Annotated in this window: 19 protein-coding genes; 11 read left to right on the top strand and 8 right to left on the bottom strand. The window is 66.4% G+C overall.

Annotated features, from left to right (window positions below):
- The first annotated feature begins 24 nt into the window (after window positions 1–24).
- The 11 genes from ACKY0W_RS18045 to ACKY0W_RS17995 all read left to right on the top strand — a co-directional run bounded on the left by ACKY0W_RS18045 (window position 25) and on the right by ACKY0W_RS17995 (window position 9,666).
- The gene (locus ACKY0W_RS18045) at window positions 25–1,608 is read left to right on the top strand and encodes an AMP-binding protein (protein ID WP_409435191.1); all 1,584 of its coding nucleotides are present in this window, start codon (window positions 25–27) and stop codon (window positions 1,606–1,608) included.
- A gap of 35 nt (window positions 1,609–1,643) precedes the next feature.
- Entirely contained in the window at window positions 1,644–2,834 is a 1,191-nt protein-coding gene (locus tag ACKY0W_RS18040; RefSeq protein WP_409435190.1) for an amidohydrolase family protein, read from the top strand.
- A 2-nt stretch (window positions 2,835–2,836) separates the two neighbouring features.
- Window positions 2,837–4,300: a FadD3 family acyl-CoA ligase gene (locus ACKY0W_RS18035; RefSeq protein ID WP_409435189.1), complete on the top strand. Its 1,464-nt coding sequence runs from the start codon at window positions 2,837–2,839 to the stop codon at window positions 4,298–4,300.
- Between the two features lie 6 nt (window positions 4,301–4,306).
- Window positions 4,307–4,489 (top strand): bacterioferritin-associated ferredoxin, encoded by a 183-nt coding sequence (locus tag ACKY0W_RS18030; protein ID WP_409435188.1) that lies wholly within the window; start codon window positions 4,307–4,309, stop codon window positions 4,487–4,489.
- Between the two features lie 83 nt (window positions 4,490–4,572).
- Window positions 4,573–5,187: a TetR family transcriptional regulator gene (locus ACKY0W_RS18025; protein WP_409435187.1), complete on the top strand. Its 615-nt coding sequence runs from the start codon at window positions 4,573–4,575 to the stop codon at window positions 5,185–5,187.
- A 77-nt stretch (window positions 5,188–5,264) separates the two neighbouring features.
- A complete protein-coding gene (locus tag ACKY0W_RS18020; RefSeq protein WP_409435186.1) occupies window positions 5,265–5,963 on the top strand; it encodes a hypothetical protein in 699 nt (232 codons plus the stop codon).
- 135 nt (window positions 5,964–6,098) lie between these two features.
- Window positions 6,099–7,607, top strand: a complete 1,509-nt coding sequence (locus tag ACKY0W_RS18015) for a nitric oxide reductase activation protein NorD (protein WP_409435185.1) — start codon at window positions 6,099–6,101, stop codon at window positions 7,605–7,607.
- 22 nt (window positions 7,608–7,629) lie between these two features.
- Window positions 7,630–8,424, top strand: coding sequence for a CbbQ/NirQ/NorQ/GpvN family protein (locus ACKY0W_RS18010; RefSeq protein ID WP_409435184.1), 795 nt, complete (start codon window positions 7,630–7,632; stop codon window positions 8,422–8,424).
- 16 nt (window positions 8,425–8,440) lie between these two features.
- Window positions 8,441–8,569, top strand: coding sequence for a hypothetical protein (locus ACKY0W_RS18005; RefSeq protein ID WP_409435183.1), 129 nt, complete (start codon window positions 8,441–8,443; stop codon window positions 8,567–8,569).
- On the top strand, window positions 8,566–9,267 hold the full coding sequence (locus ACKY0W_RS18000; RefSeq protein ID WP_409435182.1) for a hypothetical protein: 702 nt from the start codon (window positions 8,566–8,568) through the stop codon (window positions 9,265–9,267). The genes ACKY0W_RS18005 and ACKY0W_RS18000 overlap by 4 nt, the downstream gene beginning before the upstream one ends.
- A gap of 15 nt (window positions 9,268–9,282) precedes the next feature.
- The gene (locus ACKY0W_RS17995; RefSeq protein WP_409435181.1) at window positions 9,283–9,666 is read left to right on the top strand and encodes a hypothetical protein; all 384 of its coding nucleotides are present in this window, start codon (window positions 9,283–9,285) and stop codon (window positions 9,664–9,666) included.
- Between the two features lie 42 nt (window positions 9,667–9,708).
- Here ACKY0W_RS17995 and ACKY0W_RS17990 read toward each other — a convergent pair whose 3' ends face one another.
- From ACKY0W_RS17990 to ACKY0W_RS17955, 8 genes are all read right to left on the bottom strand, one after another.
- A complete protein-coding gene (locus tag ACKY0W_RS17990) occupies window positions 9,709–9,981 on the bottom strand; it encodes a hypothetical protein (RefSeq protein ID WP_409435180.1) in 273 nt (90 codons plus the stop codon).
- 175 nt (window positions 9,982–10,156) lie between these two features.
- Complete coding sequence (locus ACKY0W_RS17985; RefSeq protein WP_409435179.1) at window positions 10,157–10,978, bottom strand: mycofactocin-coupled SDR family oxidoreductase; 822 nt, start codon at window positions 10,976–10,978, stop codon at window positions 10,157–10,159.
- Window positions 10,979–11,045: 67 nt separating this feature from the next.
- Window positions 11,046–11,177 carry a hypothetical protein gene (locus ACKY0W_RS17980; protein ID WP_409435178.1) on the bottom strand — a complete coding sequence of 44 codons (132 nt, stop codon included), beginning with the start codon at window positions 11,175–11,177 and terminating at the stop codon, window positions 11,046–11,048.
- A gap of 63 nt (window positions 11,178–11,240) precedes the next feature.
- Entirely contained in the window at window positions 11,241–12,791 is a 1,551-nt protein-coding gene (locus tag ACKY0W_RS17975; RefSeq protein ID WP_409435177.1) for a class I adenylate-forming enzyme family protein, read from the bottom strand.
- Window positions 12,784–14,283 (bottom strand): class I adenylate-forming enzyme family protein, encoded by a 1,500-nt coding sequence (locus ACKY0W_RS17970; protein ID WP_409435176.1) that lies wholly within the window; start codon window positions 14,281–14,283, stop codon window positions 12,784–12,786. The genes ACKY0W_RS17975 and ACKY0W_RS17970 overlap by 8 nt, the downstream gene beginning before the upstream one ends.
- Window positions 14,273–15,730, bottom strand: a complete 1,458-nt coding sequence (locus ACKY0W_RS17965; protein WP_409435175.1) for a class I adenylate-forming enzyme family protein — start codon at window positions 15,728–15,730, stop codon at window positions 14,273–14,275. The genes ACKY0W_RS17970 and ACKY0W_RS17965 overlap by 11 nt, the downstream gene beginning before the upstream one ends.
- A complete protein-coding gene (locus tag ACKY0W_RS17960; RefSeq protein WP_409437838.1) occupies window positions 15,730–16,524 on the bottom strand; it encodes an enoyl-CoA hydratase/isomerase family protein in 795 nt (264 codons plus the stop codon). The genes ACKY0W_RS17965 and ACKY0W_RS17960 overlap by 1 nt, the downstream gene beginning before the upstream one ends.
- The gene (locus ACKY0W_RS17955; protein ID WP_409435174.1) at window positions 16,515–17,321 is read right to left on the bottom strand and encodes an enoyl-CoA hydratase/isomerase family protein; all 807 of its coding nucleotides are present in this window, start codon (window positions 17,319–17,321) and stop codon (window positions 16,515–16,517) included. The genes ACKY0W_RS17960 and ACKY0W_RS17955 overlap by 10 nt, the downstream gene beginning before the upstream one ends.
- Window positions 17,322–17,336 lie beyond the last annotated feature (15 nt).

The raw sequence follows: 17,336 nt of genomic DNA, 5'->3' as shown, positions 1-17,336 counted from the left end.
ACGGAGAATAGCATCACGGGCAAGATGCGAAATATTCCTGCCGACCTGGTGCGGCGCTATGAAGAGCAGGGATGGTGGACCCGCGAAACCCTCGGTGACCTGCTCGCCGCCGGGCTGGCGGCGAGCGCCGAGACCGGGTTCGAGGTGCACTCGGCGGTACGGCCGTGGCGGGGAAGTTTTGCCGACGTGGAGCTCGTTGCCCGCCGGCTGGCGGCCGGGCTGCGGGCCCGCGGAGTCGGCCCGGGTGACGTGGTGGCCCTGCAGCTGCCCAACTGGATGGAGGCCGCCGCGGCATTCTGGGCGGCGGCGTTTCTGGGCGCGGTCGTGGTGCCCGTCGTGCACTTCTACGGCCCACGGGAACTGGGCTTCATCCTGTCCGCCAGCCGGCCGCGGGTGTTCATCACCGCCGAGCGGTTCGGGCGGATGAGCTTTCGGCCCGAGCTGTGCGCCGACGTCCCGATCGTCGGGGTGGTGGGCGGGAGAGACGTGAGCGTGGTGGGCGGGAACGTTGTCGACTTCGAAGACCTGCTCGCCGACGAACCGATGGTGGGCACGCTGGACGCCGACCCCGGGGCGCCGGCGTTGATCGCGTTCACCTCCGGGACCACCCGCGAACCCAAGGGCGTGATCCACAGTCACCAGACCCTGTGCTGCGAGACCCGCCAGCTGCTGGCCAACTACCCCAAGGATCGCGGTCGGCAGCTCACCGCCACTCCGGTCGGGCACTTCATCGGCATGGTCGGGGCGTTCCTCATCCCGGTACTGGAGGGGGCGCCGATCGACCTCGCCGACGTCTGGGACCCCGCCAAGGTGCTGGCGCTGATGGCCGGGCAAGGCGTGTCGATCGGTGGCGGTCCGCCGTACTTCGTCACCAGCCTGCTCGATCACCCGGACTTCACCGACGCGCACCTGCGCCATATCCGCCACGTCGGTCTGGGTGGGTCGACCGTGCCCGGGGCGGTCACCCGACGACTCGCCGACCTGGGCATCTTCGTCTTCCGCTCCTACGGCAGCACCGAGCATCCGTCGATCACCGGTTCAGGCCCGAGCGCGCCCGAGGACAAGCGATTGTTCACCGACGGCGATGCGCGGCCCGGCGTGGAGGTGCGGTTGGCCGACGATGGCGAAATCCTGAGCCGCGGACCAGACCTGTGTCTGGGCTACACCGATGACGCTCTGACCGCGGCGGCGTTCGACGCCGAGGGCTGGTATCACACCGGGGACATCGGGGTGCTCGACGCCGACGGGTATCTGACCATCACCGACCGCAAAGCCGATGTGATCATCCGCGGTGGCGAGAACATCAGCGCCGTGGAGGTCGAGGACGTCCTGTTGGCGATGCCGGCGGTGGCCGAGGCGGTCGTGGTCGCGGGGCCGGATGCCCGACTGGGGGAGCGGGCGGTCGCGGTGCTACGCCTCAAGCCGGGGTGTGTGCTGCCGGCCATGGCGCAAGTGCGGGAGCACTTCGAGCGGATGGGCGTCGCGCGGCAGAAGTGGCCCGAGGAACTGCGTGAGGTCGAGGACTTCCCGCGCACCGCCAGCGGCAAGGTGCAGAAGTACCTGGTCCGCAACCAGCTCGCCGAGAGTGTTGCAACGACACCTATGTGAGAATAAGATTCTCATGAACCGAAAAGGAGCATTTCATGGGTCAACTGTCACATCGCGTGGACGTCCCGTTCCCCTTGTTCGATGCGGATAACCACCTTTACGAACCGCCGGAAGCGCTGACCAAGTACTTGCCCAAGGAGTACAAGGACGTCGTCCAGTACGTGGAGATCAACGGGCGCACCAAGATCGCCATCCGCGGCCAGATCAGCAACTACATTCCGAACCCCACCTTCTCGGTGGTCGCCAAGCCGGGCGCCTGGGAGGAGTACTTCAAGTACGGCAACCCCGACGGCAAGAGCAAGCGCGAACTGTTCGGCGAGCCGATGAAGTCCATTCCGGCGTTCTTCGAGCCCGCCCCCCGGCTGGAGCTGATGAACGAGCTGGGCATCGACCGCTCGCTGATGTTCCCGACCCTGGCCAGCCTCATCGAGGAGCGGCTGCGCGATGATCCGGTCACCATCCACGTCATCATCCACGCGCTGAACCAGTGGTTGGACGAGGTCTGGGGCTTCAACTACCAGAATCGCATCTTCACCACGCCGGTCATCACGCTGCCGATCGTCGAGAAGGCCATCGAGGAACTGGAGTGGGCGGTCAAGCGCGGTGCCCGCGCCATCCTGATCCGCCCGGCCCCGGTGCCCGGCTTCCGCGGCCCGCGTTCGTTCGCGCTGCCCGAGTTCGACCCGTTCTGGGAGAGGTGCGTCGCGCACGACGTCTTCATCGGGATGCACTCGTCGGACAGCGGCTACTCCCGCTACACCTCCGAGTGGGACGGCTCGGTGGAAGAGATGCTGCCGTTCCAGACCAACGCGATGGGCATTCTCAATGAGTGGCGCCCGATCCAGGATGCGGTGGCTTCGTGGGTGATTCACGGTGCCCTGTTCCGGCACCCCAAGCTGAAGGTCGGCATTGTGGAAGCCGGCTCCAAGTGGATGTTCCCGCTGCTGGACTCCATGACCGAGGTCTATCGGAAGGCGCCCGAGGCGTTCCTGGGCAACCCGATGGAGGAGATCAAGAACCGGATCTACGTCAGCCCGTTCTACGAGGAGGGCATCGACGACCTGATCAACCTGGTGGGCGTGGAGCAGGTGCTCTACGGTTCGGACTGGCCGCACCCGGAGGGTTTGGCCGAGCCGACGCACTACATCACCGCGCTGTCGCACTTGCCCATCGAGGACCAGGCCAAGATCATGGGCGGTAACCTCGGTCGGCTCGTCACCGTCTAGCGGTGCCACGCTGGCAGACCATTCCCGAGATGGTCCTGAGCGCCGGCCATCGCTTCGGGGACGCCGAGGCGATCGCCGACGGTCCCCTGCGGCTGAGCTTCGCTGCGCTGGCCGACCGGGTTCGTTGTGCGGCAGGCGCATTCGCCGCGGCGGGTGTCGCCAAGGGCGATCGGGTCGCGATCTGGGCGCCGAATTCCGCGGACTGGATCATCGCCGCGTTCGGGCTGCTGACCGCCGGTGGGGTTCTGGTTCCGGTCAACACCCGATTCAAACCGGCCGAGGCCCACGACATCATCCGTCGCAGCGGCGCCAAGCTGGTGCTGGTCGAGAAGGGCTTTCTCGGACTGGATTTCATTGCTCCGCCCGGAGTTCCGGTGGTCGACCTGAGATCGGATTTCCTGAGCAGCGGTTCGCCGCTGCAGCGCAGTGTCGGTGGCGGCGACGTCGCCGACATCATCTTCACTTCGGGTACGACCGGCCGGCCCAAAGGCGTGATGATGACCCACCAACAGAACCTGCGGCTCTATGCCGAATGGTGCGACCTGGCCGACCTGCGCGAGGGTGACCGGTATCTGATGGTCAACCCCTACTTCCACACATTCGGCTACAAGGCGGGCTGCCTCGCGGCGTGCATCCGGGGCGCCACCATGGTTCCGGTGCGGGTGTTCGACGTTGACACCGTGGCCGAACTCATTGAAGCCGAACGCATCACCATGCTGCCGGGGCCGCCGACGCTGTATCAGTCACTGTTGGATGCACGCGGGACTCGCGACCTGTCGTCGCTGCGTGCCGCGGTCACCGGTGCCGCAGACATCCCCGTGGATCTGATCCGCAGGATCCGCAATGAGCTGCCGTTCCGGTCGATCATGACCGGATACGGCCTCACCGAAGCCGGTACGGTGACGGCCTCCCGGCGGGGCGACTCGTTCGAGGACATCGCGACCACGGCGGGGCAGGCCTGCGAAGACATCGAGGTGAGTATCGCCGGCGACGGCGAGGTCTTGGTGCGCGGCTACAACGTGATGGTGGGCTACCTCGATGACCCGGCGGCCACCGCCGAGGCCATCGACGCCGAAGGCTGGTTGCACACCGGGGACGTCGGCACGCTGGATGCCGCCGGCCGGTTGCGGATCGTCGGCCGCAAGAAGGACATGTTCATCGTCGGCGGATTCAACGCCTATCCCGCCGAGATCGAGGGCTTCCTGCTGGAACATCCGGGGATCTCGCAGGTTGCGGTGATCGGCGTGCCCGATGAGCGGATGGGCCAGGTGGGCAAGGCGTTTGTGGTGAGAAGTGCCGCGGATGCGCAGCTCTCCGAGGAGGCATTGATCGCCTGGAGCCGAGACCGCATGGCCGGGTTCAAGGTGCCGCGCTCGGTGTGTTTCGTCGAGGCACTGCCGCTGAACGCCACCGGCAAGGTGGATAAGGCTCAGCTGGAGACAAGGGTCTTCGAGACCGGGGCGTGACGGCTCGTGTACGTCTGCTTGTGTGCCGGGGTGACCAGCCAGCAGGTGATCGACGCCGTCCGGGACGGCGCAGCTACCACCAAACAGGTCGGTGAGCGCACCGGTGCCGGAGCGGCGTGTGGACGCTGCCGAACCAACATCCGGGCCCTGATCTCAACGACCCTGCGGGAATCCAGAATGCTGACTTAAGTCATCTAATATGCGCGGCCGCCGGGAGGCGATACTGTCGTGGCGGCGGATGACGCAGAGTCGGTGAACAGAGGGATCAAGGCATGGCCGTGGCGGACAAGTCAGAGAAGGTGACGGCGCGCGAAGCTCGGCGCCTACAGACGCGCGAGAGGCTGCTGGGTGCGGCGACCGCCGAATTCAAGCGGACCGGGATGGCCCAGGCCGACGTCGGCGCCATCGTGGCCGCCGCCGGCGTCGCGCACGGCACGTTCTTCTTTCACTTCCCCACCAAGGAGCATGTGCTGCTGGAGTTGGAGCGCCGGGAAGAGGAACGAATCACCAAGCAGTTCGAGAAATTCCTTGCTGGGCACCAAAGCCTTTCGGACATCTTGGCTGAGTCCACCCGCCTGATCATCGACCTGGAGCGGCGCCTGGGCGATCCGCTGTTCACCGAATTCCTGGCACTGCACTTCTCGCCTACCCGACCGCCCGCCGAGAACGGCGAGCATCACCCGCTGATCGTGTTGATCGCCGAGCGTATCGAGGTGGCGCGTGAGTGTGGCGAGATCGACGACGACGTGGCCGCAATGAACAGCGCGGTGTTCTTCCTGCTCGGTCTCTACGCCCTACTCATCACCACCCACGACTGGCCGAACCGGCCGGAGTTGGTCGCCGACTACTTGGCCAGGACTTTGCGCGGCTTGGGTGCCGCACGCTGATCTCACCAAAAGTCATTGACTTAAGTCAGTAAGGTCCCTACCGTCGTAGGCGTTCCACAAACGGCGAGGGGCGGCTATTGCCTACTGCACCGCAGCAACTGCGCGACGGGCTCGGGCTCGATGAGCATCTGGAGCTGTCACAGGCTGCCCAGCGCCGAGCAGACCGGTGGCTGATCTGTGGCGGCATGCTCATCGGCACGGCGGCGGCCGGGATCTTCGGCCTCCCGCTGTTTCTCCGGGGAATCTGGTTGCAGCGCAAAGCTCAGCGCGACGGACTGACCGTGCGGCCAATGCTGGTGACGCTGCTGGGCTATCTGGTGATCATCGACGCCGCGATCAACGCCGTGGGCTGGGCACTGGACATGGTGGCCGGCCACACCCTGCTGGCCCGGGTGCTGCTCAACGGCTGGGGCGCGATGTTCGACGGCGGCTATTTCTGGCACTACAACGAGTTGTGGATCGGCGGAGCTGCCGGCCCGGGGGAGAAGGGCTGGGAGATCGGGCTGATCTTCACCGTCTTCACCATGCGCATCGCGGCGGCGATCGGGTTTCTGCAGATGAAACGGTGGGGTCATCAGTGGATGGTGGTGACCTGCTGGATGGGCGTGCTCATCTGGATCGGCTACGTGTTCAACATGACCATGTATGCCGATGTGCGTTACGCCGGTGTGGTGTTCCCGGTAATCGGTTGGTGGCTCTACGACATTTTCTACATCACACCGTTTTTGGCGATCCCGTACCTGCACACCGTCAACCGGGAGATCTTCTCCGACTGACCGACGATAGGAAACTGTGATGACCTGGCTCTGGGAGATTCTCCGTTACGTCGCCGCATGGGGCGGAACGTGTTTGATCATCGCTTTCTGGTACTGGATGTTCTCCAGCATCGGAACCTTCTGACCGGGGTAGGCGTGGACCCCCTGGCGCTGGAGACCAGCTGCGCGCTGACGGCCGTCGCACTGAGCGATCGACGCCGCGACGGTGCACGGTTGATGACCGGCGCCCGAAGAGGTTTCAGCCTCAACCCGAACCTGTCCACCGTCTATGTTCCCCATCCCGCGGAACCGGGCTGGACCAGACGGACGCTGACCTGCGGGGTGGCGTTGCAATGCTCACCCTCCAAGGAGAGAATCGCGCAGTACCGATTGGCCGACCTGTCGCCGCGTGAGCGTCAAGCCTTAACGCTCGTCGAGGCGCAGGTGGCCCTCGGCTGGGTCGCCGTGCGCTGGCCGGGACTGGTGGCCGAGCTGCGGCGGGTGCTGCCGGATCTCGTCCCCGCGGATCCCGAGATGCAGGCCGCCGAGATGTTCGATCGTGCGATCGCGACGGCGCGCAACGGGCAGTCGCTATCCGGGCATCCGCTGACGGGGACACTGCCGGCTGCCTGGACCGAGCCGGGGCGACTGGCTTCCTCGGTACGCCGACTCGGCCGCATGCCCTGGTCCAGCAACCAAAAGCGGCGCCCCCGCCCGTATTCGGTACCGGTGGGCGGTGACGGGGGAGTCCGCAACACCACCATGCCGCCACCGAGCCGGCCGCAAGACGATGATCGCTTTCTCGGCCGTGAGCGGCGACCGGGGATCCCATACCCGGAGTGGAGCATGCACACCGGCGCCCTGCTACCCGACCATGTCGCCGTCGTGGAATACGACCGGCGCACGCCATCGGGCGAGCCGTCCCCGGCCGCGGTCGATCTGCGGAAGTGGTTCGAACAACACACCGTCCGTGCCATGACCAATCGGCTCGCCGACGGATCAGACCTCGACGTGGATGCCTACGTCAGCCACCGCCTGGACGTGTTGGCCGGGGCGGCGGGGGAACCCCGGATCTTCCGGGAGCTGCTGCCGGCGGATAGGGATGTGACCGTCGCGGTGCTGCTCGATGCGAGCTCGTCGCTGGGCGTGCACGGTGGTCGGCTGTTCGGCCTGGAACTGGCCTGCGCGGACGCGCTCTCAGGAGCAATGACCAGCGCGCGTCAGCGCCACGGAGTCTTCGCGTTCACCGGCAACACCCGCCACCACGTGGAAGTGCACTGCCTCAAGGATTTCGGTGACCGGAATTTCGTGGCGCCGAGCGGCCTGGGACTGCGGACCGGTGGCTACACCCGACTGGGTGCACCGCTGCGGCATCTGACCAGCCGGCTGCTCGCCCAGGCCGGAGAACGGCGGCTGCTCCTCATGATCGGCGACGGGCTGATGTCCGACGAAGGCTACGAAGGCCGATACGCCTGGGCCGATGTCGCGCACGCCGTCGAAGAAGCCGACCGGGCCGGTGTGTGCGTGTACTACGTCGGAGTCGGACCGGTGCGCGTGGACCCCTTGCCTGAAGTGTTCGGACCGCGCCGCTCCCAACGGATTCGGCGCGTCGCGGAGCTACCGCGAGTACTGGCCCACGTGCACCGCGAACTGACCGCAGCATGACCGACGACGCGCGAGGAGTCCGATGAGCAGCGATGTTTACTTGGCCAACGGCAACGAAGTGCAGTTGTTCGAGAAGGCGTACCTGCGCCGCATCCCGGTGATGCTCACCGGTCCGACCGGCTGCGGCAAGACCCGGCTGGTCGAGCACATGGGCTTGCTGCTGGGGCGGCCGGTGATCACCATCAGCTGCCACGACGACCTGACCAGCTCGGATCTGGTGGGCCGATTCCTGGTGGCCGGCGGTGACGTGGTGTGGAACGACGGGCCGCTGACTCAAGCGGTGAAGTCCGGGGCGATCTGCTATCTGGACGAAGTCGTGGAGGCGCGGCATGACTCGCTGGCCGTGCTGCATTCACTGACCGATCACCGTCGCGCTCTATACCTGGACCGGGCCGATGAAACCATCACGGCCCCAGACACCTTCATGCTGGTGTGCTCCTATAACCCGGCCTACCGCAGCTCGCTCAAAGAGCTGAAGCCGTCTTTCCGGCAACGGTTCGCCACGCTGCCCATGCACTACCTGCCGCCCGAGCGCGAGGCGCAGGTGATCGTCGCCGAGACCGGTATCGAACCGCAGATCGCCGGTCGCCTGGTGCAGTGCGCCACCGCGCTGCGCACCGCAGACCAGGCGTTGCACTTCGAACCGCCCTCGACGCGCACCCTGGTCAACGCTGCGCAGCTGGTCGGCGCCGGCGCGAGCGAGCCCGAGGCCGCCGAGGCGTGCATCCTGGCGCCGCTGACCACCGACGGCGGAATCCACGACGGCCTGCGTGAAGTGGCCGCCGGCGTGTTCACCACCCAGACCGAGCGCCCCTAGGAAAGGAAGCCGCGAAGTGGACCAGCAAGAACGCAACCGCAAGCGAGCGCTGATCGTCTTTCAGATCTTCATCTACGGCTATCTGGCCATCATGTTCGGCGTCCAGCTATATATGTCGTTCGCCCGGGGCTGGTGGCTGTTATGAGCCCGAACCGGTCCGGTTCGACAACGGACTTCGCCGCGATCGAGGAGCACGAGACGCAATCCCGTGCCGCCCAACGCCGGGCCGACCGCTGGATGATCGCCGGTGCGGCGCTGATGGGAATGTGGGTGCCGGGCATCATCGGCTTACCGATCTTCTTGCGCGGCGTGGGGCTGCAGCGCGAGGCCCAGCGTGCGGGTCTGGCGATGCGGCCCATGATCGTCACCTTGATCGGTTACCTGGTGCTGATCGACGGCATGCTCAACAGCCTGGGCTGGTCGTTGGACCTGGTCGCCAACCACACCCTGATCAACCGGGTGCTGATGATCGGCTGGGGCCACATGTTCGACGCCGGCTACTTCTGGCACTACAACGAACTGTGGGTGGGCGGCGCCGCCGGGCCGGGCGAGAAGTCCATGGTCTTCGGCATGATCCTCACGGTGTTCGCGATGCGCTGCGCCGCCGCGATCGGCTTTCTGCAGATGAAGCGGTGGGGCCACCAGTGGATGATCGTCACCTGCTGGATGGGTGTACTCATCTGGATTCTCTACGTGTTCAACATGACCATGTATGCCGATGTGCGCTATGCCGGTGTGGTGTTCCCGGTGATCGGCTGGTGGCTCTACGACATCTTCTACATCACACCGTTTTTGGCGATCCCGTACCTGCACACCGTCAACCGGGAAATCTTCTCCGACTGATAAAGGAGTCCCACGATGGAAACACCTGCCGCCGAGGCACTGCCACCGGGCACCACCCCCTACTACGCACGAATGCACAAGTGGATCAAACGCGCCACCTTGGTGTGCCTGGTGGCGCTCGTCATCGAGGGCGCGTTCACCCTGCCGTTCATGGCGGTCTACTACGGCTACCCGACGCTGAGCCTCACCCAGATCTGCAGCGAACTGCTGAAGACGCGGTTCTCCGACGACACCATGGAGTGCAAGTACCCCTACCCGCCGCTCGGTCCACCCGAGGGCGCCGCGGGAAAGGCCAGTGCGCAGGACGAGTGGGGTATTCAACCCGTGCCCAAGTACCACCGGCTGGGCTTTCGCGAACTGGTCCGCATTCACCAGGAGCGGCTCGCACATCAGAACTAGCGAACCCTGGTCGCTAACGGCCAGGTTTCGCTGGGGAGATATCTAGCGCCGGCCGGGTCCGACGGGGCCGGGGCCGGCCGGGCCGGGACCGACCGGGCCGACGCCGACGGGGCCGACAACGCCACCCGGTCCGACGGGTCCGCCGACACCGATTCCGGCCGGTCCGACTGGGCCGATAAACGGATGCGGGTCGACGCCACCGGGCTCGCACTGATTGGTCTCTGTGTTGAAGTACATGCCGTAGCCGCAGCCGTCTAAGGGGTCGGCCTGGCTGACGGCGGGCGACGCGAGTCCGATCAGCGCGACTGATGCCATAGCAAGGGCAAATACCGGCGTCGTGGCGCAATGCCGCAGCAGTGGACTCATTGCCGTCCTCATCTCTGTCGTCGTCTGGGCCCTGCCAACGGGGTTAGCCCGCTCACTCTAATTGTGTGTGACCGGATCTACAGGTGGATCACCCGAATTGCGCCCGTACGGGCGCCGATCCGACTCAGTACTGGGTGCAGCCCTGATCCACCGGAATCGCCGCGGCGGTAACCAGGTTCGAGTCGGCACTGGCCAGCCAGCACACCGTGCCGGCGATGTCCTCGGGTTCGGCCACCCAGGTGGGCAGGAACGGCGTGAGCATCTGGGAGAGTTGCGGATTGGTCTCCATCGCTCGGCCGAGCGCGCTGACCATGTCTCCGGTGCCCATGTCGGTGTTGACCGGTCCGGGGTGCACACTGTTGACCCGGATCGCGTGCTTGCCCAGTTCGGCCGCGAACGCGCGGGCCATTCCGGTGACGGCATGCTTGCTGGCCGTGTAGTGGACCATGAACGGCTGCATCTTGATGCCGGCAGCCGAACTGATCAAGATGATCGAGCCGCCGCGGCCGCCGTCGATGATGTGCGGTGCGCCGGCCATCACGGTGTTCCAGGTGCCAGTCACGTTGATATCCATGACATCGCGAAAGTTCTCCGGGGAGATCGCATCCCAGGCCTGAGGGGCCGCCACGCCGGCGTTGGCGACGATGATGTCCAGGCGCCCGAGTTCGGCCACACCGGCCGCGACCGCCTCGCGAAGACCGTCATAGTCGCGGGTGTCGACGACGGCGGACACCATGCGCTGCCCAGTGGCCTGCACCAGTCGGGCGGTCTCGGCCAGGTCTTCGGGACTCGCCGGGTTGTACGGTACGCAGTCGGGCAGCTTGCCCGCCACATCGACCGCGATGATGTCGGCGCCCTCGGTCGCCATCCGCACCGCGTGGGCGCGTCCCTGTCCCCGTGCCGCACCGGTGACGAATGCCACCTTGCCGGTCAATCGGCCCGTCATAGCTCTCCTCTGCGTGTTGTTCTACGTTCTGCCGTTTGAATTGGGTTCTTCAGCAGGCCAGCCTGATTCAGCTGGTGGCCAAGCCGCCCAAGGGACCGATTACGCCCAGGATCGGGTCGATCAGAGCCTGTTGAATGCCGGTCTCATCCAGCAGGTCCTGGATGGCCAGGCCGATCGGTCCTTCGATGGCGAAGAACATCGTGAAGGGATTGAAGTCGGCGTTGCAACACGGCTCCGGTGAGTGCGACGAACTGACGACGTGTCACGATCCACTCCCTGACTCGATTTCTTGACGGCAACCGGCGGCCAGAAGCTCCCGCAGTCTCCGCATGTCCACCTTGCCGGTCGGCCCGCGGGCAATGGCATCGGATCCTTCGACCAGCAGCCACACCGTCGGCACCTTGAACGGGCTGAGCAGATCGCGAGATCGCCCGCGTAACCCTTCGATGGTCAGCCCGTCACCGGCCACCACCGCCCCCACCCGATTCCGGCCTGCGTCGGGCACATTGGTCGCGAAAGCTGCAGTGACACCATCGATGGCACGCAACGCTCTTTCGACCTCGCTCGGATAGACCGTGGCGCCGCTGACCTTGAACATATCGTCGGATCTGCCGTGGTAGAACAGGAATCCGTCGTGATCGAGCCGGCCCAGGTCCCCGGTGGGGTAATAGCCGTCGACGGTGAAGATCTCCTCACGGCTGCGGCCGCAGATGCCGCGCAGTACGTGCGGTCCCCGCAGCTGGATCTCGCCGACCGTCCCTGCGGGTACCGGCTCCGCAGTATCGATATCGACGATCCGAACCTCCATGCCCTCGAACGGTTTTCCGCAGCTGCCCCACGCCGATTGCGGCATATCGGTATCGCTGGCAAAACCGCAGTACGGTCCGAACGACTCGGTCATCCCGAACAGATTGGCCCGCGCCCCGGGCTCGGCACGCAACTCCGGTGGCAACAGCGCCTCCAGGCTGCCGGGCCGCAGCGCCGACAGGTCTGCCGAACCGGCGTGCCGGGCCAGTTCCTGCGCCTGGTCCGGCCACCCGCGAAACAACGTGACCCGCTCGGATTCCACTAGGGCCAAGGTAGTCTCGGGTTTCGGAATCTCCTCGGTGATGAGGGTCGCGCCGGCCAGCAGCGCCGAGAGCACCCCGCCGCCGAATCCGCCGACCCAGAAGAACGGCATCGGCAGATACAACCGGGTGTCAGCGGTGATGCAACGGGCGGCCAGCCCCGACGCCACCGCGCCCAGCGCGCTGCCATGGGAGTGCCCGACCCCTTTGGGTGGGCCGCTGCTGCCGGAGGTGAACATGATCAGCATCAGGTCACTGGGTGTCACCGCTTCGGTCATCGCATCGAACACCCGGACCGGGCCGGGCCCTGCGGCAGTCGTGGCCAGGTTCTCCAGGGTCGCGACCTGTTGCAGCGCTGGAAGAGCCGCCGAGCGTTTGCCGGGGAGTCCGTCGAGGTATCGCCGGCCGCGGAACTCCTCGACGCCGATTAGGTACTGAACCGCGGCGACCTGGAGCTGTGTGCGCAGCTCTGAGGGCGTCAGCAGGGTGCTCAGCGGAACCAGGACTGCACCGATGCGGGTCACGGCGATCGCTGTGCGGACCCAGGCGACACTGTTGGGCATGATCAGCCCCACCCGGGTGCCCTTGCCGACGCCGGCCTGCACCAAGCTCGCGGCCAGCTCCCGCGATGACGTGTCCAGGTCGCCGTAGCTGAGCCGGGCGCCGGAATCGATGACCGCCGGCTTGTCCGCGTAGCTGGCCGCACGGGAACGAATCAGTGCGTCGATCGTCGCGGTGTCAGGCATCGAATACCTTTGCCAGACTGCGCAAATCCACCTTGCCACTGGAGAGCAGTGGGATGTGTTCGGGCCGCACCGCGGCGAACCTGCGGGGGATCTTGTACGCCGAGAGCTCCTCGCGCAGCGAGTCGCGGAGTGCATCGGTGTCGCTGTCGGCTCCCACCAACACGGCGGCGACCACCTGACCGCGGTCTGGGTCGGGGATGCCGATCACGTGGGCGGTGACACCGCCGGTGACCTTGGCGATCGCGCGTTCCACTTCGGCCGGGGCGACATTTGCGCCGGCGGTCTTGATCATGGCGTCGCGGCGGCCCAGAAAGTAGAAGAATCCGTCGGCGTCGGTGCGGACCTGATCGCCGGTGCGGAACCAGCCGTCGGCGTCGAAGCATTCCTCGCGGCTGCGTCGGTGATAGCGCTGCATCACATGGCGCCCGCGGATCAGCAGCTGGCCGTCGTCGACCCGGCACTCGCTTCCCGGCGCCGGCTTGCCGAAGCTGCCGCGCCGGTGCTCGGGCTGGTCGGTGACGTCGTCGCTGAGTAACACCGGGCCACCGGTCTCGGTCATCCCGAGCATGCCGTGCCGCAATCCGGGGTCGGCGGGCCGCACGTCGGGCGCCATGATCGCGTACAGGTTGCCGCGGCGGACGCTGGACAGGTCCCGTGCGCTCAGGCTCGGATGGTGAATGAGGCCGGCGACGCCACTGGCGAAGCCGTTTGCCAGGGTGGGTTTCTCAGCCTCCAGGAGATCCAAGGTCTCACCGGGATCGCTGGCGTTGGAGCACAGCAGGGTCGAACCGGCCAGCACGGTGCCCAGCAGGGCGAAGGCGAAGCCCCCGACCCAGAAGAACGGCGAGTTGCTGAAATGTATGTCGCCGGACGTGATTCCGCAGACCTCATTGAGGTAGCTCTGATGGCCGATCAGCCCGCCGTGAGTGTGCACCACGCCTTTGGGGGTGCCGGACGACCCCGACGTGTAGATGATGGCCAGCGGATCGCTGGGCTCGACGTCGGCTTCCAGCGCCGGTAAGAGCGCATCTATCTCCGGTGGCGAGTATCCGAAGACCACATGGCGCAGCTGCGGCACCGCAACGCTGTAGATCGGGTCATCTTCGACCGCGGCGTCGATCAGCACCTCTGCCAGCCGTTGCCGGTAGTCGTGGGAGCGATACGACTCTGCGGACAGCATGATTCTCACGTCGCTGTGCAGCAGCTGATCGCGGAGCTCCGGTGTCGTGGCGAAGGTGGGGAAAGGTACCACTACCGCGCCGATCCGTGCTGCGGCCAACATGGCCACCACGAACTCAGGGCCGTTGGGGTGCAGCACACCGACGTGCGTGCCCCTGCCGGCGCCTAGTGAGATCAGCTGCGAGGCCAACGCCGCGGAGCGCTGGTCGGCGTCGGCGTAGCTGAGCCGCTCGGTGTCGCAGATCAGCAGCGGGTGCGAACCGCGGGCCCGCGCCTGCGTGCCGAGGATCTGCGGCAGGGTCTCATCGAGCATGCTTGCCCGACATTCCGATCAGCTCCCGGACTGCAGCCAGGTCGGCTTTGCCCGATGGCGTCCGTGGGATGACGTCGAGGATCGTGATCTCGGTCGGGATCTCATAGCGAGCCAGCCGGCCCCGCAGAAACTCGGTGAGCGTCCCGGCGTCGGCGACGGCACCGGATCGCAGTTCGACCGCTGCCACCGGGGTCTCGCCGAGACGCTCGTCGGCACGGCCCACCACGGCGGCGCTCTTGACCGCCGGATGCGCCTCAAGTGCTACCCGCACATCGTCGGGCAGCACTTTGAAGCCGCCGCGGATGATGGCCTGATCGGCCCGGCCCAGGATCCACAAGAACCCGTCGGCGTCGATCCGGGCGAGATCGGTGGTGCGCATCCAGCCCGCCGTCCGGCCCAACTGCCCGGGCTTGACCTCGAGCAGGCCGGGCTGATCGGCGACGAGCGGGACACCGTCGTCACCGACCACGCGCAGCTGCGCGCCGAGGCTGGCGCGCCCGACGCTGCCGCGCTTGGCCCGCCAGAACTGTTGATAGTCGGCCAGCGTCCATCCGGCCACGCCGCCGCCGAATTCGGTTGCCGCATAAGAGGTGAGTACCGGGATGCCGAACTTGGCGGTGAACGCGTCGGCGTCATCGGCGGACAGCGGGGCCGTACCGGAGGTGACCGCCTTGATGCCGGCCAGATCCTCGCGGGTCAGGTCCGAATGCAGCACGGTACGCAGCGCGGTCGGCACCAACGAGACCGCTTTCGGCTGGTAGGCGCGGACTGCCGCCGCCCACCGATCCAGATCGAATCGATCCAGCAGCACAAAGGATCTCGCTTCGGCCACGCATTGCAGGATCCGGTACACGCCGCCGATGTGCACCAACGGGGAGTTGACGATCGCCACCCCCCGGCGCGGATGCTGTGGTGGTTGCGGGGAGGCGATCACGCTGTGCGCGAGCATGTCGTAGCGCAGATCGACACGCTTGGGTGGACCGGTGGTGCCGCTGGTCAGCATCCACACCGCCACACCGGGGCGTCCGTTATCGGGGCTGGGCGCGGCCGCGCGAGCGATCTGCGGCGGCTCGGTGAGATCGGTAAGGGTCACCACCGTGGTTGACGTATCGGTGGTGACGAGGCCGGCCAGATCCGCAGGCGCACCGATGATCGCCGGTAGCCCCAGGGCGGCGATATCGGCGCGGGTGCGTTCATCGCCGCGCGACGGGTTGATGACCACAACGCAGCCTTCGCTCAGCAGCACCCCGAGTACGGCGGCGGCGTGGGTGGGCCGGTTGCGCAACAGGATTCCGATCCGGCCACCGGGTTCGGTCACGGCGGCGACCGCCCGGGCCGTCTCGCCGAGCTGCGCCCAGGTGTACCAAGCACCGTCGTACTCGACAGCCGGTGCCTCGGGCGCCAGATCGAGCACGTCGGCGATGCGCCGGCTCAGCGGATGCGTCATCAGCGGATCCGTGGCGGTGCGGCGGGACGCTGCGCTAGTGCGTCGAGTTCGGCCTTGCCCAGCGGGTTGCCTAGCCTGGTGTAGATCAGGCCCTGTTCCAGGGCAGCACGGTACGGCTTGTCCAGGGACTCCCAGATCGCTTTGACCGTGCCCTGGGTGGCCGAGGGCGGCTTGGCCGCGATCGTGGCGGCGATCTCGTGCGCTCGCGTCCAAAGCTGTGCGCGCACCACGATTTCCGTCACCAAGCCGATGCGTAAGGCGGTGTCGGCACTGACCCGCTCATCGTTGCCCATCAGCGCGATCCGCAGCGTCTCACCCAACCCGATTCGGCGCATCAGCCCGATCGGCTCGAGTGCGCAGACCAGTCCGGCCGAGACGTGCGAGTCGAAGAACGTGGCCTCGTCCGAGCAGATCACCACGTCGGCCTCGTTGAGGAAGTAGAACGCTCCCGCCGTGCACATGCCCTGCACGGCACAGATGACCGGTTTGAACATCTTCTGCCACTTGGGACTGAGCAGCTCGCCGGGATCTTCGTGGTTCCAGACGTTGTCGGGCTGGCCGTAGGGGGACTTGATGTCCAGGCCGGCGCTGAATGCCCGCTCGCCCGCGGCACGCAGCACGACGGCGTTGACGTCAGCATCGAGTTTGACGATCCGCCATGCCGTTGCCATCTCCTCGCACATGGTGCGGTCGAACGCGTTGAGCCGGTCCGGCCGGTTCAAGGTGATGGTGGCGACGCGTGCGGCGCGGTCGAAGTCGAGCAGGATCGTGGTGAACTCGGTGCTCATCGGCATTGCCATTCCGGTGCGCGCTTCTCTACGAAGGCCCGGGGCCCCTCCAGGGAGTCCTCGGTGTGCAGGTTACGTTCCCGGAACGACTCGGCGAGCATCTCCGCCTCGTGCAGTGGCAGGTCCAAGCCCTTGAGGATCGCCAGCCGGGTTCCGCGTACCGCCAGCGGGGCGTTGGAGTTCAGCACGTCAGCGATCTCGTGCGCGCGGGTCAGCAATCGGTCATGCTCCACCACCTCGCTGATCATGCCGAGGTCGTAGGCGCGTTGCGCGTCCATGCGCTCATGTTTGCCCATCATGGCCATCCTTAGCGCGATGGAGCGAGGTAGCACCCGGGCCAACCGCACCACTTCGCGCCCGGCGACCAGGCCGATCGAGACGTGCGGGTCGAAGAACGTCGCGCGGTCCGAGGCGATCACGATGTCGCAGGTGGTCACCCAGTCCAGTCCGGCGCCGCAACAGATCCCATTGATGGCCGCCAGCACCGGTTTGGCCATCGTCCGGAACGGGGGAGTGCCCTCCTGCGGTGCCTCCCACTGCTCGTAGGTGGACAGGTAGGGCCGTTCATTGATCACCTTGCCGTCGCCAGGGATCGCCTTCACGTCGGCGCCGGTGCAGAACGCCCGCCCGGTGCCGGTGACGATGACCACCCACACCGCCTGGTCGCTCTCGGCCTCGGCGTAGGCGGACCGCAGTTCGGTGACCATGTGCGGGCTCAACGCATTGAGCGCCTCGGGACGGTTCAGCGTGATGGTGGCGGTGTGCCCGCGCACGTCGTAGTCGATGGTGTCGAACATCGGCATTTGCCGTCTCTTTCC

It is taken from the genome of Mycobacterium sp. SMC-14 (genome assembly GCF_046250075.1).
Taxonomy (GTDB): Bacteria; Actinomycetota; Actinomycetes; order Mycobacteriales; family Mycobacteriaceae; genus Mycobacterium.
Note: the sequence above shows the minus strand (reverse complement) of the source record. Positions and strands in the feature narration are given on the sequence as shown.